Annotated in this window: 33 protein-coding genes and 1 pseudogene; 3 read left to right on the top strand and 31 right to left on the bottom strand. The window is 45.9% G+C overall.

Going from position 1 to position 24,848, the window contains the following annotated elements; all coding sequences use genetic code 11:
- Positions 1-2: 2 nt before the first annotated feature.
- The 29 genes and pseudogenes from SC79_RS02105 to SC79_RS01975 all read right to left on the bottom strand — a co-directional run bounded on the left by SC79_RS02105 (position 3) and on the right by SC79_RS01975 (position 21,498).
- Positions 3-275 (bottom strand): hypothetical protein, encoded by a 273-nt coding sequence (locus SC79_RS02105; protein ID WP_010330427.1) that lies wholly within the window; start codon positions 273-275, stop codon positions 3-5.
- Positions 272-850: a YmfQ family protein gene (locus SC79_RS02100; protein WP_039073672.1), complete on the bottom strand. Its 579-nt coding sequence runs from the start codon at positions 848-850 to the stop codon at positions 272-274. The genes SC79_RS02105 and SC79_RS02100 overlap by 4 nt, the downstream gene beginning before the upstream one ends.
- Positions 834-1,880 (bottom strand): baseplate J/gp47 family protein, encoded by a 1,047-nt coding sequence (locus SC79_RS02095; RefSeq protein WP_039073671.1) that lies wholly within the window; start codon positions 1,878-1,880, stop codon positions 834-836. Before SC79_RS02095 ends, SC79_RS02100 begins: the two co-directional genes overlap by 17 nt.
- Positions 1,873-2,298 carry a DUF2634 domain-containing protein gene (locus tag SC79_RS02090; protein ID WP_039073670.1) on the bottom strand — a complete coding sequence of 142 codons (426 nt, stop codon included), beginning with the start codon at positions 2,296-2,298 and terminating at the stop codon, positions 1,873-1,875. The genes SC79_RS02095 and SC79_RS02090 overlap by 8 nt, the downstream gene beginning before the upstream one ends.
- A 59-nt stretch (positions 2,299-2,357) precedes the next feature.
- On the bottom strand, positions 2,358-2,621 hold the full coding sequence (locus SC79_RS02085; RefSeq protein ID WP_039073669.1) for a DUF2577 family protein: 264 nt from the start codon (positions 2,619-2,621) through the stop codon (positions 2,358-2,360).
- Positions 2,621-3,598, bottom strand: a complete 978-nt coding sequence (locus tag SC79_RS02080; protein WP_039073668.1) for an XkdQ/YqbQ family protein — start codon at positions 3,596-3,598, stop codon at positions 2,621-2,623. Before SC79_RS02080 ends, SC79_RS02085 begins: the two co-directional genes overlap by 1 nt.
- 15 nt (positions 3,599-3,613) lie before the next feature.
- Positions 3,614-4,273 carry a LysM peptidoglycan-binding domain-containing protein gene (locus tag SC79_RS02075; protein ID WP_039073667.1) on the bottom strand — a complete coding sequence of 220 codons (660 nt, stop codon included), beginning with the start codon at positions 4,271-4,273 and terminating at the stop codon, positions 3,614-3,616.
- Positions 4,266-8,381: a transglycosylase SLT domain-containing protein gene (locus SC79_RS02070; RefSeq protein WP_442852858.1), complete on the bottom strand. Its 4,116-nt coding sequence runs from the start codon at positions 8,379-8,381 to the stop codon at positions 4,266-4,268. The genes SC79_RS02075 and SC79_RS02070 overlap by 8 nt, the downstream gene beginning before the upstream one ends.
- Before the next feature lies 1 nt (position 8,382).
- Positions 8,383-8,520, bottom strand: a complete 138-nt coding sequence (locus tag SC79_RS19730) for a hypothetical protein (protein ID WP_082022526.1) — start codon at positions 8,518-8,520, stop codon at positions 8,383-8,385.
- 41 nt (positions 8,521-8,561) lie between these two features.
- Positions 8,562-9,008 (bottom strand): phage tail assembly chaperone, encoded by a 447-nt coding sequence (locus SC79_RS02065; protein WP_010330418.1) that lies wholly within the window; start codon positions 9,006-9,008, stop codon positions 8,562-8,564.
- An 89-nt stretch (positions 9,009-9,097) separates the two neighbouring features.
- Positions 9,098-9,541, bottom strand: coding sequence for a phage tail tube protein (locus tag SC79_RS02060; RefSeq protein WP_003220592.1), 444 nt, complete (start codon positions 9,539-9,541; stop codon positions 9,098-9,100).
- Between the two features lies 1 nt (position 9,542).
- Complete coding sequence (locus SC79_RS02055) at positions 9,543-10,943, bottom strand: phage tail sheath family protein (protein WP_039073665.1); 1,401 nt, start codon at positions 10,941-10,943, stop codon at positions 9,543-9,545.
- The gene (locus SC79_RS02050) at positions 10,940-11,158 is read right to left on the bottom strand and encodes a hypothetical protein (RefSeq protein WP_010330416.1); all 219 of its coding nucleotides are present in this window, start codon (positions 11,156-11,158) and stop codon (positions 10,940-10,942) included. Before SC79_RS02050 ends, SC79_RS02055 begins: the two co-directional genes overlap by 4 nt.
- A gap of 3 nt (positions 11,159-11,161) precedes the next feature.
- A complete protein-coding gene (locus SC79_RS02045) occupies positions 11,162-11,602 on the bottom strand; it encodes a phage tail terminator family protein (protein ID WP_039073664.1) in 441 nt (146 codons plus the stop codon).
- 12 nt (positions 11,603-11,614) lie between these two features.
- Complete coding sequence (locus tag SC79_RS02040; protein ID WP_039073663.1) at positions 11,615-12,100, bottom strand: HK97 gp10 family phage protein; 486 nt, start codon at positions 12,098-12,100, stop codon at positions 11,615-11,617.
- A complete protein-coding gene (locus SC79_RS02035) occupies positions 12,097-12,453 on the bottom strand; it encodes a YqbH/XkdH family protein (protein ID WP_039073662.1) in 357 nt (118 codons plus the stop codon). Before SC79_RS02035 ends, SC79_RS02040 begins: the two co-directional genes overlap by 4 nt.
- Positions 12,450-12,833 (bottom strand): protein YqbG, encoded by a 384-nt coding sequence (gene yqbG / locus SC79_RS02030; protein WP_010330411.1) that lies wholly within the window; start codon positions 12,831-12,833, stop codon positions 12,450-12,452. Before yqbG ends, SC79_RS02035 begins: the two co-directional genes overlap by 4 nt.
- A gap of 21 nt (positions 12,834-12,854) precedes the next feature.
- Positions 12,855-13,793 (bottom strand): annotated as a pseudogene (locus SC79_RS02025) (phage major capsid protein); the annotation flags it as partial.
- Between the two features lie 22 nt (positions 13,794-13,815).
- Positions 13,816-14,643, bottom strand: coding sequence for an XkdF-like putative serine protease domain-containing protein (locus SC79_RS02020; protein WP_039073660.1), 828 nt, complete (start codon positions 14,641-14,643; stop codon positions 13,816-13,818).
- A 19-nt stretch (positions 14,644-14,662) separates the two neighbouring features.
- Positions 14,663-16,150, bottom strand: coding sequence for a phage portal protein (locus SC79_RS02015; RefSeq protein WP_082022525.1), 1,488 nt, complete (start codon positions 16,148-16,150; stop codon positions 14,663-14,665).
- A 3-nt stretch (positions 16,151-16,153) separates the two neighbouring features.
- The gene (locus tag SC79_RS02010; protein ID WP_039073658.1) at positions 16,154-17,455 is read right to left on the bottom strand and encodes a PBSX family phage terminase large subunit; all 1,302 of its coding nucleotides are present in this window, start codon (positions 17,453-17,455) and stop codon (positions 16,154-16,156) included.
- On the bottom strand, positions 17,452-18,249 hold the full coding sequence (xtmA, locus tag SC79_RS02005; RefSeq protein WP_039073657.1) for a phage terminase small subunit: 798 nt from the start codon (positions 18,247-18,249) through the stop codon (positions 17,452-17,454). The genes SC79_RS02010 and xtmA overlap by 4 nt, the downstream gene beginning before the upstream one ends.
- 117 nt (positions 18,250-18,366) lie before the next feature.
- Positions 18,367-18,876 carry a sigma-70 family RNA polymerase sigma factor gene (locus SC79_RS02000; protein WP_039073656.1) on the bottom strand — a complete coding sequence of 170 codons (510 nt, stop codon included), beginning with the start codon at positions 18,874-18,876 and terminating at the stop codon, positions 18,367-18,369.
- 114 nt (positions 18,877-18,990) lie between these two features.
- Entirely contained in the window at positions 18,991-19,197 is a 207-nt protein-coding gene (locus SC79_RS01995) for an XtrA/YqaO family protein (RefSeq protein WP_039073655.1), read from the bottom strand.
- On the bottom strand, positions 19,194-19,544 hold the full coding sequence (locus tag SC79_RS01990; RefSeq protein ID WP_039073654.1) for a hypothetical protein: 351 nt from the start codon (positions 19,542-19,544) through the stop codon (positions 19,194-19,196). Before SC79_RS01990 ends, SC79_RS01995 begins: the two co-directional genes overlap by 4 nt.
- Positions 19,545-19,628: 84 nt before the next feature.
- Positions 19,629-19,796, bottom strand: coding sequence for a hypothetical protein (locus tag SC79_RS19720; RefSeq protein WP_052245553.1), 168 nt, complete (start codon positions 19,794-19,796; stop codon positions 19,629-19,631).
- On the bottom strand, positions 19,796-20,596 hold the full coding sequence (locus tag SC79_RS01985; protein WP_082022503.1) for an ATP-binding protein: 801 nt from the start codon (positions 20,594-20,596) through the stop codon (positions 19,796-19,798). The genes SC79_RS19720 and SC79_RS01985 overlap by 1 nt, the downstream gene beginning before the upstream one ends.
- Positions 20,496-21,332: a hypothetical protein gene (locus SC79_RS01980; RefSeq protein ID WP_039073652.1), complete on the bottom strand. Its 837-nt coding sequence runs from the start codon at positions 21,330-21,332 to the stop codon at positions 20,496-20,498. Before SC79_RS01980 ends, SC79_RS01985 begins: the two co-directional genes overlap by 101 nt.
- Positions 21,319-21,498 (bottom strand): hypothetical protein, encoded by a 180-nt coding sequence (locus SC79_RS01975; RefSeq protein WP_039073651.1) that lies wholly within the window; start codon positions 21,496-21,498, stop codon positions 21,319-21,321. Before SC79_RS01975 ends, SC79_RS01980 begins: the two co-directional genes overlap by 14 nt.
- Before the next feature lie 178 nt (positions 21,499-21,676).
- Between SC79_RS01975 and xre the strand changes: the two genes are divergently transcribed.
- Positions 21,677-22,015: an HTH-type transcriptional regulator Xre gene (gene xre / locus SC79_RS01970; RefSeq protein WP_039073650.1), complete on the top strand. Its 339-nt coding sequence runs from the start codon at positions 21,677-21,679 to the stop codon at positions 22,013-22,015.
- 162 nt (positions 22,016-22,177) lie between these two features.
- Positions 22,178-22,774: an ImmA/IrrE family metallo-endopeptidase gene (locus SC79_RS01965; RefSeq protein WP_039073649.1), complete on the top strand. Its 597-nt coding sequence runs from the start codon at positions 22,178-22,180 to the stop codon at positions 22,772-22,774.
- A gap of 49 nt (positions 22,775-22,823) precedes the next feature.
- Here the strand turns inward: SC79_RS01965 and SC79_RS01960 are convergent, their stop codons facing one another.
- Together SC79_RS01960 and SC79_RS01955 are read right to left on the bottom strand one after the other, a co-directional pair.
- Positions 22,824-23,660, bottom strand: a complete 837-nt coding sequence (locus SC79_RS01960) for a manganese catalase family protein (RefSeq protein ID WP_026014525.1) — start codon at positions 23,658-23,660, stop codon at positions 22,824-22,826.
- A 74-nt stretch (positions 23,661-23,734) separates the two neighbouring features.
- A complete protein-coding gene (locus tag SC79_RS01955; RefSeq protein ID WP_039073648.1) occupies positions 23,735-24,337 on the bottom strand; it encodes a poly-gamma-glutamate hydrolase family protein in 603 nt (200 codons plus the stop codon).
- A 105-nt stretch (positions 24,338-24,442) separates the two neighbouring features.
- Here SC79_RS01955 and SC79_RS01950 point away from each other — a divergent pair, with 105 nt between their 5' ends.
- Complete coding sequence (locus tag SC79_RS01950) at positions 24,443-24,820, top strand: PH domain-containing protein (protein ID WP_039073647.1); 378 nt, start codon at positions 24,443-24,445, stop codon at positions 24,818-24,820.
- Positions 24,821-24,848 lie beyond the last annotated feature (28 nt).

Here is a 24,848-nt window from a genome sequence, read left to right as displayed (position 1 = left end):
GGTTACACCACCTCAAAAGTAAATCTGAAATCGAGTGTTCTGTTTTCGCTGACGTCCAGGTCTGTTTTTCTTTCTGTGATCACGTTGCCCAGTTCGTCAAAAATTTGCACCGTTTCGATATGTTTGATGTCTTCCTCACGTTTTGTCAGAACGGTGACTGTCGCTCCGTCAATGGTGAGTTCTACTATTTCTGTTTTTTGTCCGTTCAGCAGCACGTGATCAATTCTGCTTTTTAGATCTGCCGCTGTACGTTCTCTGTATATGGTTGAAATCAAGTTAAAACCACCTCATTGTTGTTAAGGGTGACCGAATAACCGACCTTCAGCTCACTGGCTGTTCGGTATCTGCGGTGATTCAGGATGACTGTGTCTTTGATTTGTAGCGTCTCGTTCAATCCGCCTCTGAGCGTATACGCCAAATGAGCGGGCTTCATGTTTTCTATCGCTTCGATCAGTTCATTCATGTGCTGAAGGTCATCAACATTGATATCCACATTAAATCGGTATTCGCCGGGCAGCAGGCGGACCTGTGCAGAGGGGTTCTTCAAGAAACGATTCACCGCCTGCTCAATGGCCTTGTAGGTGATTGGCGGAATGTTCGACATTTTTGAAATGAGACGCAGTCGCCTGATCTCATCCGTATCGCCTGATTCCCGCGGGACGTTTAAAATTTTTTCCCAGCGGCTGAGCCCCCATGTCGCTGTTGGCACAAATAGCTGATCGGTCAAATCAAAGATGCTGTTATTCTGTTGATCAAACTCAGGCGCTTCCGCTTTCAGCAGCTCAGCCATTTCTTTCAGGCTCGTGAGAAACGGCGGCAGATACGCTGTCATGTCATCTTGTTTGCTCAATGATGTTCACCTGCCCAAGCTTCGGAATTTCCACGTCGCTCAGCACGAGATTTTCCGAGGTTCCATTGATTTTAATATTGGAATAATCACTGACTGACGGTGAATTATAGACGATATTGTTAATTTGAGAAAGTCGGATGACGTTCTCTTCAAACGCCATTTTCTTAAAGAGGTTTAAAACCCCCTCTTTGATTTCCGATTTTACTTCTTCAATTGAGTGATTGATCTCAGGCAGCACTTCGGCAGAAATCTCAACTTCCTTCCAGACCGCGCTTTCGACTGTGACATAGGCTCCAATTGGCGCCTGTCCCTCACCCTGTCCCGGTTCAGGATCAATATAATCTTTCACTTTTTGTATCAAGATATCGGTAGCGGGCTCAAGATTCACATTCGTGACGACGATTTTGACCGTGCCCTCTCCCTTCCAAAGCGGAAAGATCTTTGCTTTCCCAATACCGTCCACCTCTTCAGCCCACTCTTTATAGTGCATTTTGTTAGCGCTGACAGCCTCGCGCCGAACTCTTGTAAAATACCGTTCTCTTAGGCTGTCGTCTCCTTCTTCCTCTCGCCCCGGGATCAGAATTTCTTTAACAATGGCTGTCTCTAATCCGGGAATGGTATCCAGCGACAATAAATGGCGTCCAGTCAGATTGGCGTTTCCCGCTTCACCAGGTGTTTCACAGATGAGCGTTCCATCTGCCGTATATTGAAAATAAAGATTTTCCACATAAAAGCGGGAGCCCGCAGGAATGGTAACGCCAGATGTAAACTCTCCCGCTCTGACCGCCTTTGTCGCGGCTGTCCGTTCAATCCCCGCTTCCGCTGCGCGCCGGTCTAAAAATTCGCCTTGGGCGGTATCAGAAAAGACCAGCTCGAGCGCGGTGTCCAGCCATATATATGACTTCGCAAGCTCGGCTGCCGCCGGAGCTAACGCATTATAAACGACGCTGCCTTCTCTTGTGTCAATATCTGCGGAAATGCTGTTGAGCATGCGTTCCATAATATGTTCAAAAGTCTGCTCCTCAAACATCTGCACCAATCACCTCCTCAATCTCAAGCGCCCCTTCATCTGTCTCCACCACAAAGGAAACATGAAACGCATCGCCTTGTTTTTCGATCTCAAAATCTGTTACAGCAGATATCCGGTCGTCATAAACCAGCGCCTCTTCTATCAGCCTCGGAATCTCCATTTTTTTATAGGCATCAGTCGTCTCATAATCTGTCAGCACGTCCTGAAGCTCATTTCCGACATTATGGCTGTATACCGAATACGCATATCGTTCTGTTTGTAAGGCGATATATACGAATTGTCTGATCGCTTCAAGCCCGGTAATCAGTTCATTTGTAATTCTGCCGTTTACAAAATCTATTTTGTATGTTTTCGAGGTTTCAATGACGTCACTTTCATCCTCAAAATCCTCAAACTCCATTTCTGGTGTCAGGGCCATAGCGCCCACTCCTTTATGACAAACTAAATAAAAAACCCCTTCGTATGGAAGCGGTTTGTCTATACTTTATCTAAAATAAAAAACGATTGACCGCCAGTCAGAGCCGCGGTCATGACGCGATCCCCCCGCTCGAGTGCATCGTCTCCGGACTTCATCCGTTTTGGGATGATGAGGGCGTCAGCCGGTATGATCAGTTTGCTGTTTTCTTTTAATTTGATTTCAACAGGAGAAACCGAAACCACCTCAGCCGGAAGCAGCTCCACCGGAGACTCAGCGTCAACTGCGCCGACGGCCAAATGTTTAATCGCCTCACTTAATCTCATCAGGACACTCCTTCCGGCATGGTATTCTTTTCGACAACATCAATGGTCATCGTATGTTTTGTTCCTTTAAATTCGTGGCGGTCCGTATCTACCCAGTAGGTTTTCTTGATCCCAGCCTCCGGAATGGATATATAGACAGGCAAACCGCTCCTTACTTCCGGAATGCCGACCGCCTGAATATTTTTTAGCTCTTTTTTGACGCCCTTTTTTTCAGCAAGGCGCACATCTGCCCGCTGCTGCAGCTGAGCCTTGTTGATGTCATCTGTGACCGTTTCTGTATATTGAAGCACACCGTATTTGTTTACGCCTGAACTGTCCTTGGCAGACGCTTTATACGTCTTATTGTCCTTCTGCCGGCGGAGCACCACCCGTGTAGCAGTGTCGTTTATGGAAGTGCTGTATTGGTAGCCCGTGATATTGACACCCGTTTCCAGCACCCATACCTCCGACGGATCTGGCCAAGCGCGCAAGCCTAGCTTTCCTTTTTCCGAATACAGCTGATAATGTCGTCCTGTCTGGCTTTTCGTCTGTTTCAACGCTTTCAATATGATGTCATATAAGGTCGTATCATTTTTTATGACGAGGCTTTTGATCGTATGGCCTGTGTTCGCAATCGAGGTTGTCGGTATTTGAAAATCATTGGCGATCCTCCTGATCATCTGGTCGGCTCGCTGATTGGAAAACACGTACACGTCCTGATTTTTGACCAAGTATTGCAGCATATCATACGCGCTAAAAGCAAGCGTATGCTCGTCCGGTGTTCTTGCAAAAACAATGCCGCGAAAAAGCTCTTTTCCCTTCCACTTAAACAAGACCGTATCACCCTCAGTAACGCTGTAATACGTCTGGCCGCCCTGTTTGATGACGATGGTGGCTTCAATAGAGCGCGGCGCCTGATAACGATGGCCTTCCAGCGATACGCTTTCTGGCACTAGCTCGAGCCACTCTGTGTCTTTAATGACAAACAGTTCTATCATCACACATCACCTGTTTCATTGCGGTATCTTTAATTTCTGGCCGGGAAAAATCCAGTGCCCCGGCTGCCTGATGTTCCGTTTGCTCCGTTTGATCATTGCGGTTTTATTGGCGTTCCAAATTTTGCGCCATTGCGTGCTCTTCCCATAAAACCTGCCGGCAATGTCCCATAGCGTATCTCCCTTTTTTACGGTGTAGGTTTTGGGAGACGCCTTCGACGGGCGTTTTGCCTTTGTTTTTTTCTTCTGCTTGATTTTTCGGGGAGAAGCGGTTTTGTATTCTTTTAATTGAATATCAAACGAACGATCTCCGATATCCTGCTGGCCTTCGCTATAGGAAAAACCTTCAATACTGCAGGTCAAATTCACTTTAGTTCCCGTAATCAAAAACTGGACTGGCTTTTTGGCCTTCATCCATTTTTCAATTTTAGTTATCGCATTTTCCGGCGACGGGAAGTTTTGATATTCTGCTATCGGGCTGTATTTCTTCGGAAAAAACGAAGAGAACGAAATCTCTTTCGCTCCCTGTTCGTCAATAAATGTAAGGTCACCGAACTTCGCTACTTTAACCGTCTCATTCTGAACCGCATTTGAAATATTCAGCTGGTCAGGAAGAACAGGAAACCGCAGCTTTTCCTTCCCCTGTGATATCCAAAATTCATAAACAGACTTAGTCAAAAGCTACGACCCCCTTTGTTCCGGTGTTTATGTCTTTTTGTAATTCATCAAGCAATGCCTGCTTTATTTTCGCCACTAGACTGTCAGCGTCCTGTCCATTATGAAAATGCTGATCGCCGTTAAACTCAATCTTAATTTCTTTCGTTCCGGCCGTTTGGATCGTTTGCCGGGTTCCAGAGGTAACGGCTGAAACTTGGCCTGAAGAAAGCTCAGGCTGCTGGGATTGAGATGGATCTGTCACTTCCATTCCCAGAGCTTGCGCCGCTTTCTGAAGGAGGTAGCGGCCGCGGATGCCCCGCTCCTCAGGAATGATCCATTCCCGCTTGTTTCCTTCACCGACACGGGCGATTTGCTCTTTTGTAATCAGTCCGCCGTTGGCATAACCGACATACGGACCGCCACGTTTCAAGCTTTTAATACCAGGTACATTGTCAATTGAGCCGTATCTGCTTTTAATATATCCTATAGCGGCAGCAGCGTTGTGAATCGGATTTCTGATGTTACCCATGCCCGGTGCTTTATGAGCATTAAATGTGGTCGGAACTGTCTGCATCAGACCTTGCGATGGATTCCCTGCCTTCGCGTTACTATCCCAAAGGTTAATAGAGTTAGGATTGCCTCCTGATTCATACTGAGCAATCGTCATTAATCCCGAGAGCCAGCTCAATGGTGTCTTTGTGGCCATCATTGCAGCCATAAGCCACTGCTTCACATTTCCGCCTGCTGCGCCCATTCCGGAATATGCAGCCGCCAGTGAACCTGCTTGCTTTTCAGCATATTTTTTCACATCGACAGAATCCAGACCTTTTACAACACCGACAGAGGCAAAGCGACCGAGACTCATCATAACTCGAGAAGGCGAATGAATATCTAGCTCTTCACGGAATGCCTTTTCAACTTTTTTCGCGAGTTCCTTGGCAGCTTCATGAACGTCACTTGCCTTAGAAGTCATACCTGAAACAAAATTCCCGATCATGCCGCTGCCCCAGCCGTTTGAGGATTCCTTCGAACGGACAAACGGTTTATTCACATGAGTATTCACGTACTGATCAGTGCCAGTTTGTGAACTATTTTGACCTGAAGCAAACCCTTTGATCGTACCGGTTCCCCATGAAGAGGATTTATTCACAGTGTTCTGGAATGGTGTTTTGACTTTCGTTTGCAGGAAGCCATCTGTACCGGTTGCCGTACTGTTCTGACCATTAGCATAACCGTTGACCAATTGTTTTCCGTAATTCGGAGAGTAGGAAATCAAATTTTTCATAGGCTGGCCAACGTTTTTCTGTTTCCAAGCATCCATTGAAACGACATTGTCGTCAATACCTTGATCAAAGCCCTGCGTGAACTGTTGACCGAAAGAAGCAGATTGTTCATTAAGGCTCGATGTGTCAACGGTAGGAGATACTGTAGCGGAAACTGTTGATCCGCCTGCTAATGGAGAAACAGCAGTTCCTCCACCTGCTGATGAAGCAGAAGCCATGTCATCAACAACGCTCATCCCTAGTTTAGAAGCGGCCTGAGAAAGAAGCATTTTACCGCGACCCTTGTTGTTATCAACAGGGATCACAAACTCCTTACCCGCTTCACCAATCCATGAAATGGTTGGTTTCGTAATATAGCCACCCGTCGCATTCTTTTCAGTTTCAAGAACGCTTTTTTGTTTAGGAAAAATACTTGTTGGCGCTGATGACTGAGACTGAACAAGACCGTTAATTCCTCCGCCCCCGCTATTATTTTTTCCAGATGAAGACTTACCGGATTTCTTTGTTGAGAATCCAGTAGCTTCCTCTCCTCTACCGATGATATTGCCTATGATCTCCCCTCCAGCGTCAGCTAACCCTTTTAGTTTAATGATCCACCAGAAGGTCTTTTCAAACTTCTTCTTAATTCCGTCAGCAATATCACCTAATGGATCACCAACATTTTCAGCGAACCATTTTTCAACGTCTTTCCATGCGTCTTTAACTGCTGTTATAGCTGACTCAAATTTTTCCGAAATGGATTTTTTGGCATCTTCCACTTTTGAGACAATTGGATTCCAAACATTTTCACTAAACCATGTCGAAACTGCACTCCATTTGTCAGATATCCACGTCCACGCATCGTTAAGCTTTGTCCAGATCCAATTTGCCACATTACTAACTGCTGTATTGATCGGATTCCAGACGTTGTCATAAAACCAAGTCGCCACTTGAAGCCATTTTAATTGAATCCAGATTCTCGCATAATCAATATGATCCTGTATCCAGCCCGCCACAGTTGCCACTGCATTACTAATCGGATTCCAAACATTATCCATGAACCAAGTTGAGACAGTGGACCATGTGTCTGAGATCCAAGTCCAAGCGTCATTTATTTTTGTCCAAATCCAATCAGCAGCATCAGTGACACCGTCAACTAATGGATTCCAAACATTATCCATAAACCACGTTGAAACAATCTTCCAGAGAGCTTGGATACCATCCCAAGCAAATAAAAAGGCACCTACTACTAAATTTATGATCGGGACAGCCGTGTTATAAAGAGGTGTCCATACGTTATCCACAAACCAGGATGAAACATCATTCCAAGTATCAGTCAACCATTTCTTTGCATCCTCAAATTTATCGGTGATCTTATCAATCTTATCTCCGGCCCAATCACTAACAGGAGTCCAGACATTATCCGTAAACCAATCCGAGAAATCAGACCAAGTATCGCTGATCCAATCGACAGCATTTTTAGCACCGTCAACAATTCCATCCCATGCTTTTGAAGCGCCACCATCATCAAACCATTTGCCGATAGAGGATCCTAAATCAGAACCTCCGATACCGCCAGCGATACTACCGACAACTCCGCCGACAGCAGTGCCGACAACAGGGACGACAGAACCAATGGCTGCTCCCGCGGCTCCACCTGCAACAGCTCCGCCAAGATTCCCCGCAAATGAGCCAACTTTCTCACCTGCATTATCTTTGTTCATCCCCAGCAAATCGGTTGCCGCTAATGCAGTTCCCAAAAGAGGGATACCTTTAGCAAATTTCCCCAAACCTTTTAAAGGTGTTAAAACTTTCCCCCATTTTGATGAGTCGGTGGCAACGGATCTCATGCTTCCAAACCAGTTTCTGAACTTAGAACCAGAATTTCTTCCGCTTGTGGCATTTTCTCTTGATGCACCGCCCTGACGTCTTCGCAATACCTCGCCGGGAACTCTCAGTGTTCGTCCTGAAGTCCTTGCACTTGTTGGGCTTTTTCTTTTTTTATATCTTTTGTTGGCTTTGCTTCTAGATCTATTACCTCCACCCCCGCAGCAGCAGCAACAGCACCTGCGCCCGGTGTTGCGTTTATCAACTTTATCATTACTCTGCGTATTCCCAGGCGCATGATTTGGGGTATTTGTTTCATTATCATTTTTTTTAAACCCGGGAATTTTTTCAAATAACCAATCAAGAATCTTATCTATCACTTTATCTTTAAAGGCTGTTCCAAAGTCTTCTAACAGCTGCATAAACCAATTCTTTTTTTCTTCCGGTTTCTTCTCGTTGATCTTATCAGCAGCTAATTTTTCTTTTGCGGTGATATTAACTGTATATGTTTTTTCAAAATCTCTTAAAAGGGCTGTAATTCGATTTACGGTTTTTGTTATTTCATCAATCACTTTTAATTTAACTGAATACCCTTTTTTAAGGTTCTTTTGTAAATATCCTAATATTCGTTTTGTAGCTGGGGTGACTTGATCGTTGACGAAAAGATCAACTGAAAACTGATTTCCGCTCAACATTTTTTTTAGTTTTTTATAAGCATCTGTTGCATGATCAATTAGACTTACAGTAATGTTTCTTTCTTTCGGGAGACGTTTCAGCTTTTGCTCTATAACATCAAGTCCGGCAGTAGCCTGATCATCAAGAACCACTTTAACTTCAAGTGACTTTGCGAACTTCAAAACAATATAGTCATTGATCTTTCTCAATCTGTAAAAGGCTTGGTCCTCTGCCTTAATACTGATTTTGATCTGTCGATTAATGGTTTTCACCTTTTTTTCGACCATTTGAAACCCTTTATGAATTCGTTTTAACTTTTTAGAAACTTTATCTTCAAGGTCAAAACGAGCTGTCAATTTAGCGATATTATGTACCTCCTTTCCTCGATTCTTTTTCCATTAATTCCAGCTTATAACCGATCAGCCCATACAACAGCGCTTTAAAATTGCGCGGCGCTTCATGCAGTTCTAATAAATCAGATGGAGAATAATGAAGCTCGTGCATCGCATAGTAGAGATACACGGCTTCTTTATCTCCATCTTTGATTAGTTTTTTGCTTCTTCTTCCAGGTCTTCTAATTCATCTTCGAAGCCATTAATCTCAATCGCTTTGTTTAACCAGTTTGCGTATTCGCCCCCGACGGACAGGACGCGTTTCGCAACTTCTACCGGGTCGGCCGTTTTGTATGCTTCTCGAAGATCTTTTGAACGGAAGTCAGGATAAACGGTTGATTCCACTGCGATTCGGGCATAAAAGCGCTGGCTGTCTAAGTCTTTTACACGGCCTCTGCCTTTGACATTTTTATACGTTGTTGTTTCTTTCTCCAATTCATCAATGCGCTCTGTCGTGATCGCTTTAAAAACAAATGGCACGATGTTCCCTTTTTTATCAACAAAACGCTTTGAGATCGGCACTTTGATTTCCTCAGCTTCAATTGTTTTCCCCGGCATAAAAAAGGAAAGATCATATACGTTTTCGTTCTTCTCGCTCATGTAAAAAACTCCCTTATCTTTTAATTGATTTCATCATGTAAAAAAACAGGCCTTTTTGAGAAAGGCCTGTATGGCTTGTTCAGCTCTGATTAAAACGTGTCAGAAAGCTTTTCAGGCACGTCGAAGTCCTCGAATGTAAATGGAACTTCTTCCTCTAATGCTTCTGAATCGACATCAAGGCTTGCGATTTTCGCTGAGTCAAAGTTGACGTCGTAAAGCGTGACTCTTTCCGTTCCTCTTCCGGAGGACTTATCATCCAGCACAGCTTGCAGCGTAAAGTAAGGATCACTGCCTTTTTTGACGTAGTCCATCATCAGGATCACGAATTTTGATGTGACTTTATAGAACGTCGCTGTTCCTGTTCCGTTTGCCCCTGTTGTTTTATGGCCGGTCATGCGGCGGCCCATAATGTTTACTTCAGACTTGTTTTTCTCGACATTGGCTTCAAATGTTTTGATGTGCGCCATTTCTTCGCCATCGAGAAATAAGCGGCCTTCTTTTCCTGAAATTGTGTTTTGCGCTTTTAATGCCATATTAGTTTACCTCCACATTAAAGTAGAATTTTTCTGCCGCGTCGACAGGCTGTACAGCCAGGTCGATCAAGAAGCCGTCACGGTCTTCATTCATGGAAATGGTGATATCTTCATCAGAATCAAAGCCGGTGATGCCGCCCGCATCCTGAAGAGTTGTCATGTATTGCGTGATCATCGTTTTCACATACTGAAGCCCGTCTTCAGACGCCGGAATATCGCTTCCGCTGCCTTTTCGTGATTTGATTAAGGTTTTCAGCTCGCGAGTCAAATCATTATTTACAGCGTCCAGAACTCGAACAATTTTATTTTTCGCAAACTTTTTGTTTTTCTCGGCTGTAAATGTGACGAGTGAGTTAATGTCTTTTTCTACGCTCACGGATTTATCGCGGGCATCGAATGTGAATAAAAATTCGCCTTTGCCCAGACGTTCAACAATCGCATCGTGGTCAAGGCGGTGTAACACATCAACGGCGCCTTCGTACTCTACAAATGTCAGTGATTGGTTAAAGGTAGCGCCTGCGCTCGCTCCAGCTACCCAAGCCGTTGCTTTGTCCGGCGTAACTTCCGTGCCATCTTCCAACAGCACACCTTCTGTTACGTTGATGATGCCTTCATAGTCACCGGCATAATTGGCTGTGACCCCTTGCACTTTTTGCCCTTGGCCGTCGCGCAGGCGCTTAATGAAAGCGGCAAACGTCGCCTTCAGCTGATCACCTTCCGCAACAGGCAGCACAATCACATCAAAACTCTCCGTTTCAGCCGCGGCTAAGAAATCTGTATAGTCGGAGTTGACAGGGGCCTTATCCGTACCGCCGGATAAACGGATTCCCGCAGATGCATTCAGTGTCTCAGCTGAAGTATCTCCTTCTGAACCAGTGAGCGGAATGGTCGAAGAAAGATCGCCTGTTCCAGTAAAGGTCACATAGCCGTTAGCTGTTAATTCTTCAGCCTTTTTGACCGTCTGTTTATCAACCTCTGATTCATCCATATACGTTGTCACATCAAAAGAAGCAGCATCCAGCACATTTGGGTTGATGCGGATGATAATGTCATTGCCTTTTGAACCGCCATATACAGCTGTCGCTTTGACGCCTTCAGCAATATCAGCAGACGCTCGGACACCTTCGGTTAAACGGTACATCAATACCGTTTGCGCATTTTTCTTCGCTTCACGCAAAAGCAATAAGGACGGGTCATCAATGCTGAGGCCCACTTTTTTGTTTAGGTCCTCAACACTGGAAATGGAAACGAACGTTTTCGCTTCGCCCCAGCTTGATGCGACTGGAAGCGCGACAGTTCCCCGCTCACCGAGTGACACCCGCTCCTGTGCTGTCGTTTTAAAGTTAAAATAAATGCCTGCACGTTCTTTTTCTTTGCCTGTTGTAAATGTTCCGCCATTCATGATGACATGACCTCCTTGGTTAGAAATGTTTGAATCAATCGATTGGCTTCTGATTTCGTCATACGTGTTTGATCCACGCCAAATAAAGCCCCCTGAAGGATATCCGGCTTAACGCCGAACAGCTCCTTCGCGTGCTTAATCAAATCCGCTGTATCAAAAAGAGCTTCCCGGCTCTCTGTATGTACAGCCTTCTTCTGTTGTTTGTTTTTTGCCACCGCTTATTTCACCCCGCTGTTCATGTCGATATCCTGTAAGACAGGCTGTTCTGATTTGTGATAATAATATCGGCTGCTCCACCTGATCACCATGACCGCCTCGCCCCTGTCTCCCACCCTAGTCTCGATTCGGGTAATGCGAACCATATCCCGCGTCTTCTCACCGGATTCATTGAGGAGCGGAACCATGTTTCTCGCCTCTCGGATGGCATCCGCGAGCCTGTCCGCTTCATCCAGCGCCTGAACGGAGTCATGATGAAACAACTTCACATTGAGACTGTAGGTTTTTTTAAATGTGGAGACCGTATCTGTTTCCTCGAAAACAGATGGCGATGGGACGTATAACGACGGCACCTGAAACTGATCAGGCAGCTCTCGTTCATATATGGGAACAGACCACCGGCTGTATAAAAACGCCATGATCGATCCTGTTTCGCTGTTCATCCTGCTCCTCCTTTACAGCTTCTTCAGCCACTGTCGCCATTTGCTTTCCAGCGATGTTTCAAACAGCTGTTCATATAAAAGCAGCGCATGGTCCCAGTAGCTTGTGCCCGGAATCCATTTTCTCTTGAGTGCCATTCCCGTGGAAGCGGCGGGATCATAAATAAACCGCGCACCTTGAAAATGCCCCGGCACCCATCTGACATTTTCTTGTGACGTCCAATGGCCGTCATTCAGAAATGAAGCGTAATCAAGCTGTGTCCCCACCTCAAGCGAAAGCCCTCCGCTTTGCGCAATCCAGAGATTGTCCTCCGCGCCTTTTTGAAAGGAGCTGAGCAGTTTTTCTGTATCAATCGTTTGTGTGCTGATCAGTTCAGATTGAACGATCTCCAGAAAATCTTGCCCGCACTCCTCAAGCCAGCGGGATGCCTGATGTGAAAAGCCGCCTGATGCCGCTTTTTTTAATGATGTATTTAACTGTTTCAGCCCCGCTATTTTCATAGGCTTTCATCCCTGACCGCGATGACTTCCCAATGATGATGTCTGATCCTTTTCGGCAGCTTTAGTATATATTGATGATTCTCCCAAATGATTTTATCGTTCACGCGGATGTCCGCTGACAACGGAAAATGGACGAGAAAGCTATGATATACAGTTTGATTCGGCTCCTTCTGGATCAGCTGCTGCGTTTTTTCGGTAAAATAGCAAGGAACACCTTGTTCATCGGGTTTGTCCGGATAGGAAATCACCGGCTGCAGCTTGTCCGCCGGAATTCCGAATCGGCCTGCATACGGCGCTTTTGCTGCTTCATGATAAATGTCGCAGCAGTGAATGAGCATCTGCTGATAGCTCATAAAGACCTCACCTTGAGTCTAGAGGACTCGGGAAAGTACCCAGGCGTGATAAACGCTTCGAGCAAATGATACACCTCTGGCCGCTGAATGCCTCCGTCTCCGGACATCGTGTAGGAATAATCCCCCATTTTTTCAGACTGATAGCTTGATGAGGCTGATTCATCGCTGTTTACAAGCGCAAAATACTGGGCTAGTTTCAGCAAAGCCAATTTCGCCTTGTCGGGCAGCGGGTCATAAACGCTGTCTTCAAAGCGGTGGCCCGTGATGAGGGCCGCTTCCGCTTCCGCCTCGATGATATCCTGTGCCAGCAGTTCTTCCGGCCTGTTTTTCACTCGATCAAAGACCGAATAGGAGGCTACGTCAGTCGGTTCAATGAGCATGAGCTGACCACCCCGTTTCTATTATTCTTTTACGTTAATTAATTTCGCGCAGGCATCCTCTTCCTCGAACTTGCTGTCCAGCTTGGCTGTTAAGACGATAACGAATTTACGGGCGCGGATGTCTTTGTCGACTTCAATTCGGATATTGCGGGAGAAGCCGAGAATGATATTTTTCGGATGTGTGAGAATGATATCGGAAGCGTCATATTGCGCGTCTCCCTCACCGACTGTGTACGGCTGCATATTGGATACCCCTTTAACCGGTACGCCGAATGCTGTTGACAAGCCGCCCTGAACAGCCTGGTCCCCAAGGTTTGTCTGGCGGTCTGCCACACGGTCCTTCCATTCAACTTCTAAACCGTGAGACGTATAGAATCTGAAGTCCTGAGGAATGCGCAAATATTTCGGCGGAACAGCCTTTAAGCCTTTCTTGAATGTCGCTCTGGACAGTTCCTCACCGTTCATGTCCACGATATGGGACACCGCTTGTTTACGGATGCCGTCCAGCTGTGCCAAATACGGATCAGCTGATGCTGTATCGCCGTTTACAATCAGCTCTTCAATATCAACTGCTGCGCGCTCTGCTAAAATTTGCATGATGGTTTGCTGCAGGCCGTCTTTTTCAATATTGTTTTCGAGTGTGTCATACGTAATGTTGATTTCCGCAATGACTTCCTTCGCGTTCAGCTGGACAGTGCTGGTCGTTGGAACAGTCAGCTCGTCGTTTGACAGTGCTTTTCCTTCTTGAGCCGCCCGCAGAATACGCTGGCCAAAGCCGATTTTCTCAAATTTTTGCGAGTCATTTTCCATTTGAATCACGCGCGATTCACTGAAAATGGTCGGCGTGTTTTGCACCATGCGGATGAAAGCCGATGCTTGCGCAGGATTCATAAGCCCGCCGCTTTTTAAAGCAGAAAGCGACATTTCCGCTTTCCGAATGATCTCTTGATTTCTCAATTGATTTCCTCCTCTTTGACTGGTTTTACAGCAGTCCGCTCCAGATTGATTTTTTCACTTGCTCTGTATTGCCGCCCGCATCGTCAGCTGTCTGTTTAGACGTGCCTCGTGCTTTTTCCAACGCCTCGATGCGTTCGATCAGCGGGGCGATCATGTCCTCAACGAGTGTTTTCAAACGCTCGTCATCACCCGTCTGCTCCGGCTTTTCCTCCATATTTGTATTTTTTTCAATTCGTTCAAGCCGTTTGAGCAGAGGGTACAGCGCATGCTCGAATGATTCTTTCATGTCTTCTTTTCTCATTTCTTCAGTCTCCTTCCCTGTTTTGTCAGCCAGCATCTGCTTGAATACACTGAAGAATCCCGCTTTTTCAACCGGTTCTTCCTCATACACATCAGCAGTGCCCGCCATGCTGTAGCCGGTAATGATTCCAGCCTTGATCTGTTCCCACACCTCGTCAGACGCTCTTGTTACGAGCACCCACGAGCCTTTTGCAATCTGCTTTGACCCGATCATAAAATCATCGGGCGCCACATATGACTCGACCACGACGCCGGTTCCGCCCTCAAAACTGTGATTGATGTCAATCTCCCGTGCCTCCGCGAGAAATCCGTGGGCTGCTTTTTCAATTTCCTCGGCGGTCATAAAATCGCCGTGGGCGTCAGGAACATCAGGCTCGTACACGATTCCGTACACGAGCTTTTGTTCGTCCTGCTCACTTTTTGTAAACAGCCGAACCTTTTTTTCAAATGACGGAGGTCCCGCTGACTTCGTAAAGAAAAATTCTGTTTGGTTAGCCGCCTTGTCCACATAGCTGACAAAGCTGATTTTGGCATTTTTTAATTCCCGCGCCACCTGCTTGATTCACCTCCCTTCAGGACGTTTTGATCTCATCGATGCTTTCTTTCAGCTCCTGCATGAGCGCAGCCAGGTTTGTTTTTTCCGCATCCTGTCCTGCAGGCCGTTTATACATTTCTTCGGGCCACTCCTCCAGCGTTTTGCCAAGCACCCGTCCGGCAAGATCGCGTAAATCATTCGGCGAGACCGCTCCGGCTGTAATAAAAGGACCGAGCACTTTCGCAATCTCAAGCGGATCACGAAAGTCCGGTCCTTTTAATGTCAGCCTGACGTCATGAATATTCAGCTCCGGCAAAAGCAGTGTGTTCAGTTTATTCACGAGCGTTTTTCGCTCCGGCTGAAAGACCTGCTCCTCCGTAATTTTTCTGGCGGTATCGGCTGTCGCCCGGTTGTATTCCTGGGCCTCGCCTGTATACAACGGCGGGAGGCGGAACGCCGAGCGCAGCTTATTTCTGCTTTTTTCATCGTATTCAAGAAACAAGGCGTCGTTTTGGAGAATTTCCGCGAGTGATTTGATTTCAACAGAAACCGGCGTAATATCCTCTCCCCCGTGCAGGTCCTTCTCTTTCGCGATTCCCTCCGCTTCAATAAGGAGGAATTTATGGGCATTTTCCACGCCTTCAAGATCATTCATGTACTCTTGCAGCTCCCGATAAGAAGCTTCCGACAGCATCCCGTTTTCCACTGTGATGGCGGCGGGTACGTGACGGCCCTGTTTAAAATACATAAAATTGAGCTCTTCCGCTTTTCGCGCCCCGTATAAATTGACGATATTGCCGACCCATCGGGGCACCCCGTATACACCGCTTCCGATTTTGAGGTGAATCGCTTCATTCGCTTGATGCTTCTCTGCCAATGTATTTACATATTCACCCGTTCGCATGTCCATTTTTCGCGGATCGCCGTATTCCTTGAAAAACACTTTCTCTCCATTAATCATCTGCACATATTTTCGGAAGCGTTTTTGCCTTTTGAACCTCTTCACTTTCCCGTTTTCTTCGTATACAAATGAAACCTCGACTGGCTCACCGGCTCCGCATACTCGCATATGCTTCACATCTAAATATTCAATGCCGGCCGGTTTTCCCATCCCGTCACGCAGCACTTCCATAAACCCGTTGCCTGTTTTTTCTCTGTCTTCGATGGCATGGCCCAAAATCATTTCAGCTGATTCATCAAAGTGAAGGCATTTATAAAAGGCTTCGAGTCTGGCCCATTCTTGTTCCGCTTTTTTCTTTTTCGTTTGATCGACATCACTCGCGTTGACATCAAATGTGTACTCAACATCGAATCCAAAACCTGTAATATTGACTTTGTATGCATCAATGCATTGCTGGAGAATCGTCGAGTACTCAGCAATGCTTTTGAGCTCGATCATATTGTAAGGCGGTGCGATAATATCGTCTCCGTACAGCTCAGAAAAGTCATCTTCATAGATTTGCTTTGTCTGAGGAGCGGCGGAATTGGATTTGAACACAGTCGCTCTGACTGTTTGATTGTGCATCATTTATGACCTCCTCCTTTCACGGTTCGGCCGGATCCGTTTGTGTGCTGTCTCTTTCATATCAGCCACCTCATAGTCATCAAGCGCATACCAAATGGCAGACAGCGTATGCGGGTCAATCGTGAATTCATCCTCTATCAGCGCGCCGTTTTTGTCTTTGGCATACGTCAGCGTCTTGAGCTCATAGAGGACATTTTCACAGCGGTCCGAACAGAAGATCTTTTTGAATCGTTTCACTTTTTTTGTGTATTGAAGCCTTGAGCCGGGAAACTTTCTGGCTCCGACCATTCGAAATCCCTGCTGACGGAAATATTGGATGCTTTTCGGCTCAGCAGCGTCGGCTTTAATTAATTCCTGTGTATCAATAAACGCACGCAGCTCCTCAGCCGTCCTGTCATCTGTCATTTTGTTTCGATAATACTCCCAATAAATGTAGAGGTGTTTTTTCTCAGGATCGACAGCGAGCCGGATGACGGCATTGTAGGATTCCTCAAACCCAAAATCCATGCCTGTCCGAAAAATCGGCTGGCCGATGGCTTCGATGCGTTCTTTTACTTGATCATGCGGAAGCACCTCGAACTGCGGCAGCACCCTGATCCCATTGACGCCGAATCGTCCTTTACGGGCAATCCGGTATAGGTCAGGATCATACGCCTTGAGTCCGTCAAGCTGTTTCACATAGCTTTTCGGAAGAAAGAGATTGTCGTTTGCCGTGGAATGATGATAATACGTATCTCCCTTCACAATCGTCCGCTTTTCGTAAAGCTCGCTGTCATCAAGCACAAACCGTTTATTGCGCTCATCCCGAAAAAAATGCCGGTACGTCCAATTGGAGGTGCCGACGGGATTGGTGGTGCAGATCATGTGTAGCTTCAGCTCAGCGTGGCGCAGACGGCCAATTAATTCCTTGAAGCCTTCGTATTTCACCTCTGAGCATTCTTCAATCCATATTAAAGAAATGTTATGAACCGATTTTAATTTCGCCGGATTGTCCATTCCTTTGAACATGATCCGGCTGCCGTTTTGAAACCGCAGCTGCAGCGGGGAAGAAAGGGGTGCCACAGCCTTTGTGAGGCCGAGCTCTTCGACCACCTCTTGAAACAAGGAGTAGGTTGAATCCCGATGGGTATCGAACACCTCACGTATGACAAGAGCCGTCCGTTTTTCCTTCAGCAGCTTTAATACGATTTTCAATGCGGTATGATAGCTTTTGGAAGAGCCGTAGCCGCCGACGAGAAACTGGTACGTCTGCTCCCAATTGAACACGTAATCTTCGAAATGAGGGTTGATTTCTTTTACAATCATGGGTTGCCCTCTTTTCGTTTGATCATGATTTCAATCGGCGCTTGGCTGTCATCTGTTTTCTCCGCTTTTTGTTTGGCAAGCTTTAATTTCTCGTTTTCAATTTTTTGTTTCAATTGATCCGGAAACAAATCGAAATATAAGGACAGCTTCTCGAGCGCCTTCATTTTATCTGCGAGCTTGATGGCGATGCCTTCTTTGCCGAGCTTCGCTTCCGTTACAATGGTGCCGTCCACAAGACCGGAATCTTTGACATCGACATAGCTGATTTCCTTCATAATCGGATTATCATCTTCATCAAACAGCGGCCCCGATTTCCCGATTGCCTGGACCTCTTTTTTTCCGAAAGTCACATAGTCCGTTATATCCGCAAACGCGATTTTGATGTAAACCTGCAGCACGTCCATCGCTTCAATAAACATTTCATTGACCATTTCTTTTTTAATGCGCCTGATTTCTGCAGCGACCTTTTCATTCTTTAACAGCCGGCTGCCCGTCACATGGGCGCTGTCCGGAGAATAGCCCGCTTTGATTGCCGACTGTGTGGCATTGAAGCTTTTGACGTAATACAGGCAAAACAGCCGCTGCCGTTCATTTAATTCATCATTATCTATCCGGCGCTGTTTTTGTTCGTTTCTAGTTTCAGAAAACAAGGCCTCTTTCCAATTGTCTTGTTTTTTCCAGATGCCGATTGTTTTCGCGGAAACGCCGATTGTCTCCGCGATCGCTTGATTTGTGATCTTTCCTTGATGTTGTTGATAGATTGCTAATGCTTGTTCGCGCTGTTGTGTTTTCATGCTACGGCATCACCGCCACCTCCAGCATGGATGTCTATTCATAAAAGCGGCTGATCCTGCCAGCCGCTTATGTGTCATGCTCTATTCACTTATAGGTGGCAAACGTATGACAAGCGTTCAGGCAAGCGATTGATTCATTTCTTCCTGCTGTCTTTGCATCTTGACGATCGCCCGTTTAATGGTCGTTTGCACAGTCGATTTTTTCACGCCGAGAAGATCAGCAATCCGTTCATAAGAAAAGCATTCTACCTTATGCAGCAAAAATATTTCTTTTTCCCTGTCCGTTAACAGGGATAACGCTTCTCGGATTCTCTCTCTGTCTTCTTCTGATACCTGTCCGTCCGGCTCAACCATCATAGCGCTGGAAAATGATTCGATGATTCTCGGATCCTTGATCATCAGCCGCTGGTACGCATCACGCCGGTCAATCGCCCGTCTGATGCCGGGCTGTCTTCCTTTTTCAAGCCATTCTGTTACATATTCCAGATCGGTAATCATGTTTCGGATGATTTTTTTATCCTTCAGCTCTTCAGCTGAGAGCATGGATTCATCTGCTTCTGCGAGCGGTTTATATTGTGTTCGGGTCTTTTTTAGCGTGCGTTTATATTCAAATAGTAAATCTTGCATTCTATGATCCTCCTTATTTTGGACAAAAAAAACGGACACCAATCAACGCACAAATGCTGTGCAAGTTGATCAGTGTCCGCAGGCTTTCCGTCTTGGACGTATTCTTTTTTCGCTTTAATTTAATTTATAGCCGATTTCAAATTCCACGCGGGCAAGGTCTCCCTTTCTCGTTTCAATGAGCGTTTTACCATGCTCCGGCGCCTCCGCAATCCATGCTTCCCGTTTGATGCCGTCCACAATAATCACATGGATTTTTCCCTCCTCCAGCTGGCTCTCCAGCGTGATGGAATTGATATTGACTAGTTTTTTAGGATCGATCATGTTTCTTTTCCTCCTTTTGGCGGTTCCGCGCTTGTGTTGGCTTTTTCTAATAGCTGAATGATGCGCTCTTTTGAATGAACAGAATTTCCTTTCAGATAATCAAGCGCTGCTTGAGACGCTTCCAGCAGTACTGGCGCAGCCGCCATTAAAGCGGCATTCATGTTTTGTGAATATGAGCTGAGGTCAAATACAGCAGCAATCAACCTCCCGTTTGAATAGGGGAATCTTTCTTTTTCTTCTTCACTGTAAGCTGAATAAATATAGATCGGTTTTGTATCCCCGCACGGGACGGCACGCCACGGTGCGGGGCTTTTCTCTGCCTGTTTTGTTTTTTCCAATACCTTCACTTCCCGTCATCCTTATACCATTGTTCAATGTTTTTTTCCGTTTGCTTCGCCCGAAACAGCAAAGCTATGAAAGCAGTCAGCTTTTTAATCATGGATATTCAGCCTCGCTTTTCCCTCTGTCATCATGTCCTCCAGCTTTTGAATGACCGGCGTTAAATCAGTGCCGGATCGGCAGTTCGGACATGGATGAAAAACGGCGCCAATGTCTGTATGCTCCACGATGACTTTCTTTGTCAGACAAAGCTCACACATTATCTGGCCCCCTCCAATCTATGATTCAGCTCGCGGGCTGTTCCTTTGATAATCACTAAATAGTCACTGCACATTTCGTAGATTCTCGTCCCGAGCGCTTCATCAACCCGGACAAGTGTTTCGATCGTCAGCTCGCTCGAAAGCAAAATCGGTTTGTGATTTAAGTAGCGATAGTTGAGTACCGAATACATTTGCTCTAATTGCCAATCGGTGGCGCGGGGTTTGCCGTTAACCGGTTTAAACAGGTCATCGATGAACAGCACATCTGCCTGCTTCATCCGGTTCAGCTTCGCTTCCAAAAGATCAAAATCATTTTTCAAATCGGTAAAGCCCTCCACAAACGGAAAATAAATGACCGGCACATGGCGTGTTTTCATCAAATCGTTGGCGGCAGCGGTCAAAAGATGCGTTTTTCCTGAGCCGGGCTGTCCTAAAAGGGCGATGCTATTTTTCCGACTATCCTTGATTTGTTCATAATCCGCCACATACTCTTTTGTGCATTCAAACGCGTCTTCTATAGCCTGCGGCTTCCCCTCAATGCTGAACTCTTCGAAGCCCAGCTGTCTGAAGGCAGGGGTAATCTCACTGGTACCGAGGAGCCGCTTCACTTTCCGTTCTGCCATACAGCTGCACCTCGTCCATACCTCCAGGCCGTTCTGCTGGATGAGGTAGCCTCCCTGATCCTTGCATCGCGGGCAATCATACCGGCTTGCGTCTGATTCGGCCGGTTTGTCCGCCAGTAATGGACGTCTCCCTCTTCTCAGCTCGTCTAAAATCTGCTCGATTGTTCGTTTTGTCATGTCTTTCCATCCTCTCATGTTGAATCGCGGTGTTTTTTTTGGCCTGCTGCGCGAAAAAACGGTCTTCAATAAATTTCGAGCAGTAGCGAAAGGCCTTGATTGTTTCTGAAGCGGCGGTCCGCCGGTTTTCAAAGGCTTGAAAGCATTCCTCAAGCCATTTGATTGTTTGCGTTACAGGAACGCCGATGGCGACAATACGGGCGATGGCTTGATAATCTCTGGAGGAAGGATACACGGTGCGTCCTTCTTGAGCCGACCGTAATTGTGTAAAGCGCTTCGCAATGTGATCCACTGCATCAATAGCAGCAGTATTGTTATTTGTTTTATCTTTATTTGAGCGGACGTCTGTGTCCGGTGCCTGCGGCGAAAATGGCCGTTCCGTTATGCTCAGGTGTGCCATTTTGTCCGATCTGAAGCTGTATTTTTTGGACTGCTTGACCGAAATCACCAGTCCGTATGGCGCGCGGACAGCCTTTATGTACTCATGGGCTTCAAGGAGCTCCAGCCATCTTCTGACGGTTTTTTCACTGACACCGAATACAGCCGCCATTTCTCTTGCTTTTAACGGCTTATGGCCGAGCACGATTCCCCAGCATATCCCGTCTTTTTCAATTTCTTTTGTTGTTGAGCTAATGAACCAGAGAAACAGCCATAGAGCCGGACCTATTTTGTCATAATGTTCTGAATTCAATAACCCTGAATACATAGGAAAAGGATAGCTTTTATCGGTTTTCATTGTACGCGGCTTCTCCTTTTAACAGCATATATGTTTGAAACTGTTCTTGCGTTTCAAAGTGGAATACCGGAAGGCCGCATGGCGTAAACGAAATGGTGCCGCCGGATTGTCCGAGATGGCGCTGATCTATGGGATTTTCACTAAAAACAATTTGGATGGGATACATGTGATCACTCTCCTGATTTGTTTTTGATACATTTCGTATCAGCTGTATCCAAGTATAAACGATACATTCTGTATCATCAAGTTATTTTTGATACTTTTTTTATCATCACTTTATTTTGATACATTTTGTATCTATAATCAATAGTAACTTAGAGCGTTTAAAAAAGAGAGGTCATAGCATGATAGGCGGCAGATTGAAGAATCTCAGAGGGAAAAGGACACAGGAAGAAATCGCATCACACATCGGTGTGTCACGGGCACGATATTCCCACTATGAAAACGGGCGGAGCGAGCCTGATTACGATACACTGCAAAAGCTGGCTGATTACTTTCAAGTAACGGCTGATTACTTATTAACAGGGAAAGACAAAAAAGACGACGATATGTTCTCAGATCCGGACCTGCAGATCGCATACCGTGATATGCAGGATTTTTCCCCCGAAAGCAAACAGCAGGCCATCGAGTTTATCAACTATTTAAAAGAAAAAGAGAAAAACCGAAAACCAAAAAATAAATAAATCTTTCTCCGTTCTCTAAAACATATGAAAAATAGACCGATATAAAGAAAAAATTGTTTATTTTTTTTAGAAAAGGGAAAGATTTCTACACACTTTCCAGTCCTATACGGGGCTTTTCTTTCTCGCTAAAAACAGAACAAATGTTCGAAAGGGAGTATTCAATTGGGCGATTACTTATCACATCTGGAGGAATACGTAAAAAATGTATACAGTCGGCTGGGCATCACCTCCCCGCATCACATTGACATGCTGAAAATCGCAAAAGATCTTGATATTTGGGTTCATTTTGAGGATATGGGGAGCATGATGGTCAAGTACGATGGGATGTACAGCATTGTATTGAACCAGAGAAAATCACTGGAAGAGCAATGGGAGGATTTTGGCCATGAACTGTGCCATGTGTTAAAGCATGCAGGCAATCATTTTCAGATGAACAAGCTCTTCAGAGAATTGCAGGAATTCCAGGCAAATCAATTTATGTACCACTTCTGTGTGCCAACCTTTATGCTGTTGCAGATGGAGCTGCCGCAATGGAGAAGCCAGGCGCTTGCCACAATCACGTCAGTATTCCGGGTGACAAAAGAATTTGCGGATAAAAGGCTTGAAATGTTTGAACGGCGTAAAGCAGGTATTCAATTTCAGAAGCGGCTCGCTTATTTATTATCACACAAGCGGCCAAATGCGTACGAGGAAGGCGATCAGCAGCACTTGCAGGTCGCTGAAGAAAAAGCGTTATATCATATCGGCAAAAACAGGTAACCAAAAACGGGCTGAACAGATATCATCTATCCTCAGCCCGGCAGAAAAACTAGCATTTTGACATTGGAGGCATCGTATCATGCACCCACATTGGCGCCGGTTTAAGATGAGGCGCAGGCCCGAATGCAATAGGGGCCGGAATATACCTGAATTCTCCCCGTCCGTCAAAGGCTTCGCCATGAGCCCATCTTCCTTGTGAGCTTTCATCCCCTCTGGAAAAGTTAAACAGGTCATAAGCCACTTCACGCTTTTCGAGTTCACGCGGGAACGTCGTTGGCACCACAATATCCCGTTCTCTTTCTTCCAACTCTCTAATGGCCGCATACCACATATTTTGATGATAAGTATCCCTTGCAATTAAAAACGAGAGCATATCCCTTACACCAGGATCATCCGTCATCGCATACAGCCGGGTCACCTGAAGGCGCCCTTGAGATTCCGCATTTAAGTTTGCGCGAAAATCCGCGAGCAAATTTCCGCTTGCAATAATGTATTTGGCATTCCACGGATAGCCCTCACTATCTGATGGCATTGCACCCAAACCGGACACAATCGCATGCTGAGGATTCATTCCCGACATTACTGCTGCAATAGCGGGATTGCTTTTATAAGCATCCTCCTGTACATCAGCTGGCGCATGATCCAGAAGTCTGGAAATCATTGTCGCCAGCATTTCGACGTGTGCAATCTCTTCAGTGCCTATGTCACATAACAAATCTTTATATTTGGCATCCGCCCTGCAATTAAAGCCTTGGAACAAATATTGCATCATCACACTGATCTCACCGAATTGGCCGCCCAGTATTTCTTGAAGCTTTTTCGCATACACCGGATCGGGATGAGCTGGCTTTGCTTGATATTGAAGCTCTTTAATATGATAAAACACATGCATTCCTCCCTACACTTTCACACAACCTCAGCGTATGAAGGAAGAGGCCGATCGTGCAGGTCCCGTTTCATTTATTCATAAAAGCCGAGCTTAACAGCTTCCACATATCGAGAAAATAGATCGTTTTGTGTGTAGCTTTTATCACGGCAGCCAAAATGGCGAAACAACGCCTTTCGCTGTGCCGTGCTTACTTCCAATTGCAGCCCCATTTCCCTTTTCGTCCGATTGACAATATTTTCGGGATGGACACCTGCCAGCCGGCCTTTCTCACTCGTGAGCTCGGCGCTGAAGCCCGCTTCATTCAGCCGCTCACAAATGAGCTTAGCTTTTTTACGGTCCGCGCCTCCGACCAGCGTATGCGGAGTTTTTGGATCATGGTACCCATGAAATGCCAATGCGTAATGGTGGGCATTGACTTTTTCTAAAGCCAGCGGCTCGTCAAACCGAGTGCTTGTCAGGTGTAAAGAACGGTTGTTTCGTTGCTTCACACCTTCAAATAAATAAATGGAACATTGATCGGAAAATGCCCGTACCAATTCACTGACACCGGGCTCAATTTTGCCGCCGTGGGGACCGAGGACAATAAGCTCACTTCCGTTTTTCTCGTCATATATAATCCGGTACTCCGATTCAGAAGCAGAAAGGGCTGCAAAACTTTCATACTTATCTTTCATTTTGAACGCTCTCCTTTACCAGTCAGCACCAGTTTACTCTACTCACCTATGAATGAAAACCTTTTTATTGTATGATTTGATCAAGCACATATCAGGAGGGATATCATGGGATTTATTGATGGATTACTTGGAAATGCATCGACACTGTCAAAGGCTGCGGCGAAGGAAGAACTGGCTCATATTTTGCTGGAGGGTGAGAATGTCAATGCCGCGTTTAAATTGGTTCGCGACCTACTTGTCTTTACTGATAAGCGGCTTATTCTTGTAGATAAGCAGGGAATCACAGGCAAGAAAACGGAATTTCAATCAATTCCGTACAAAAGCATTTCCAGATTCAGCGTAGAGACCGCCGGCCGCTTTGACCTAGATTCAGAGCTGAAAATCTGGATTTCCGGCGCGGAACTTCCCGCTGTTTCAAAACAGTTTAAAAAAGATGAAAGCATTTATGATATTCAAAAGGTTCTTGCAGCAGTTTGTATGTAAGGTGAAACGGAAGCTCAGCAGCTTCCGT

The organism is Bacillus sp. MSP13, from assembly GCF_000815295.1.
Classification (GTDB): Bacteria; Bacillota; Bacilli; order Bacillales; family Bacillaceae; genus Bacillus; species Bacillus vallismortis.
The sequence above is the reverse complement of the archived record's forward strand: the minus strand, read 5'-3'. Positions and strand labels throughout refer to the sequence as shown.

Bases quoted from the DNA above. Each gene is read 5' to 3' on its own strand.
- SC79_RS02060 (WP_003220592.1), bottom strand. From the start codon at position 9,541: ATGGCATTAAAAGCGCAAAACACAATTTCAGGAAAAGAAGGCCGCTTA.
- SC79_RS02095 (WP_039073671.1), bottom strand. From the start codon at position 1,880: ATGTTTGAGGAGCAGACTTTTGAACATATTATGGAACGCATGCTCAAC.
- SC79_RS01980 (WP_039073652.1), bottom strand. From the start codon at position 21,332: ATGAAAACCGATAAAAGCTATCCTTTTCCTATGTATTCAGGGTTATTG.
- SC79_RS02090 (WP_039073670.1), bottom strand. From the start codon at position 2,298: ATGGCCCTGACACCAGAAATGGAGTTTGAGGATTTTGAGGATGAAAGT.
- SC79_RS02055 (WP_039073665.1), bottom strand. From the start codon at position 10,943: ATGAATGGCGGAACATTTACAACAGGCAAAGAAAAAGAACGTGCAGGC.
- SC79_RS02080 (WP_039073668.1), bottom strand. From the start codon at position 3,598: ATGATAGAACTGTTTGTCATTAAAGACACAGAGTGGCTCGAGCTAGTG.
- SC79_RS01950 (WP_039073647.1), top strand. From the start codon at position 24,443: ATGGGATTTATTGATGGATTACTTGGAAATGCATCGACACTGTCAAAG.
- SC79_RS02040 (WP_039073663.1), bottom strand. From the start codon at position 12,100: ATGAAAATAGCGGGGCTGAAACAGTTAAATACATCATTAAAAAAAGCG.
- SC79_RS01995 (WP_039073655.1), bottom strand. From the start codon at position 19,197: ATGATCGATCCTAAAAAACTAGTCAATATCAATTCCATCACGCTGGAG.
- SC79_RS02035 (WP_039073662.1), bottom strand. From the start codon at position 12,453: ATGAGCTATCAGCAGATGCTCATTCACTGCTGCGACATTTATCATGAA.
- SC79_RS02010 (WP_039073658.1), bottom strand. From the start codon at position 17,455: ATGATTGTAAAAGAAATCAACCCTCATTTCGAAGATTACGTGTTCAAT.
- yqbG (WP_010330411.1), bottom strand. From the start codon at position 12,833: ATGCTCATTGAACCGACTGACGTAGCCTCCTATTCGGTCTTTGATCGA.
- SC79_RS02065 (WP_010330418.1), bottom strand. From the start codon at position 9,008: ATGAGCGAGAAGAACGAAAACGTATATGATCTTTCCTTTTTTATGCCG.
- SC79_RS01955 (WP_039073648.1), bottom strand. From the start codon at position 24,337: ATGAAAGATAAGTATGAAAGTTTTGCAGCCCTTTCTGCTTCTGAATCG.
- SC79_RS02000 (WP_039073656.1), bottom strand. From the start codon at position 18,876: ATGCAAGATTTACTATTTGAATATAAACGCACGCTAAAAAAGACCCGA.
- SC79_RS19730 (WP_082022526.1), bottom strand. From the start codon at position 8,520: ATGCACGAGCTTCATTATTCTCCATCTGATTTATTAGAACTGCATGAA.
- SC79_RS01985 (WP_082022503.1), bottom strand. From the start codon at position 20,596: ATGACAAAACGAACAATCGAGCAGATTTTAGACGAGCTGAGAAGAGGG.
- SC79_RS02085 (WP_039073669.1), bottom strand. From the start codon at position 2,621: ATGAGATTAAGTGAGGCGATTAAACATTTGGCCGTCGGCGCAGTTGAC.
- SC79_RS19720 (WP_052245553.1), bottom strand. From the start codon at position 19,796: ATGTGTGAGCTTTGTCTGACAAAGAAAGTCATCGTGGAGCATACAGAC.
- SC79_RS01975 (WP_039073651.1), bottom strand. From the start codon at position 21,498: ATGTATCCCATCCAAATTGTTTTTAGTGAAAATCCCATAGATCAGCGC.
- xtmA (WP_039073657.1), bottom strand. From the start codon at position 18,249: ATGAAAACACAACAGCGCGAACAAGCATTAGCAATCTATCAACAACAT.
- xre (WP_039073650.1), top strand. From the start codon at position 21,677: ATGATAGGCGGCAGATTGAAGAATCTCAGAGGGAAAAGGACACAGGAA.
- SC79_RS02045 (WP_039073664.1), bottom strand. From the start codon at position 11,602: ATGAACAGCGAAACAGGATCGATCATGGCGTTTTTATACAGCCGGTGG.
- SC79_RS02015 (WP_082022525.1), bottom strand. From the start codon at position 16,150: ATGCACAATCAAACAGTCAGAGCGACTGTGTTCAAATCCAATTCCGCC.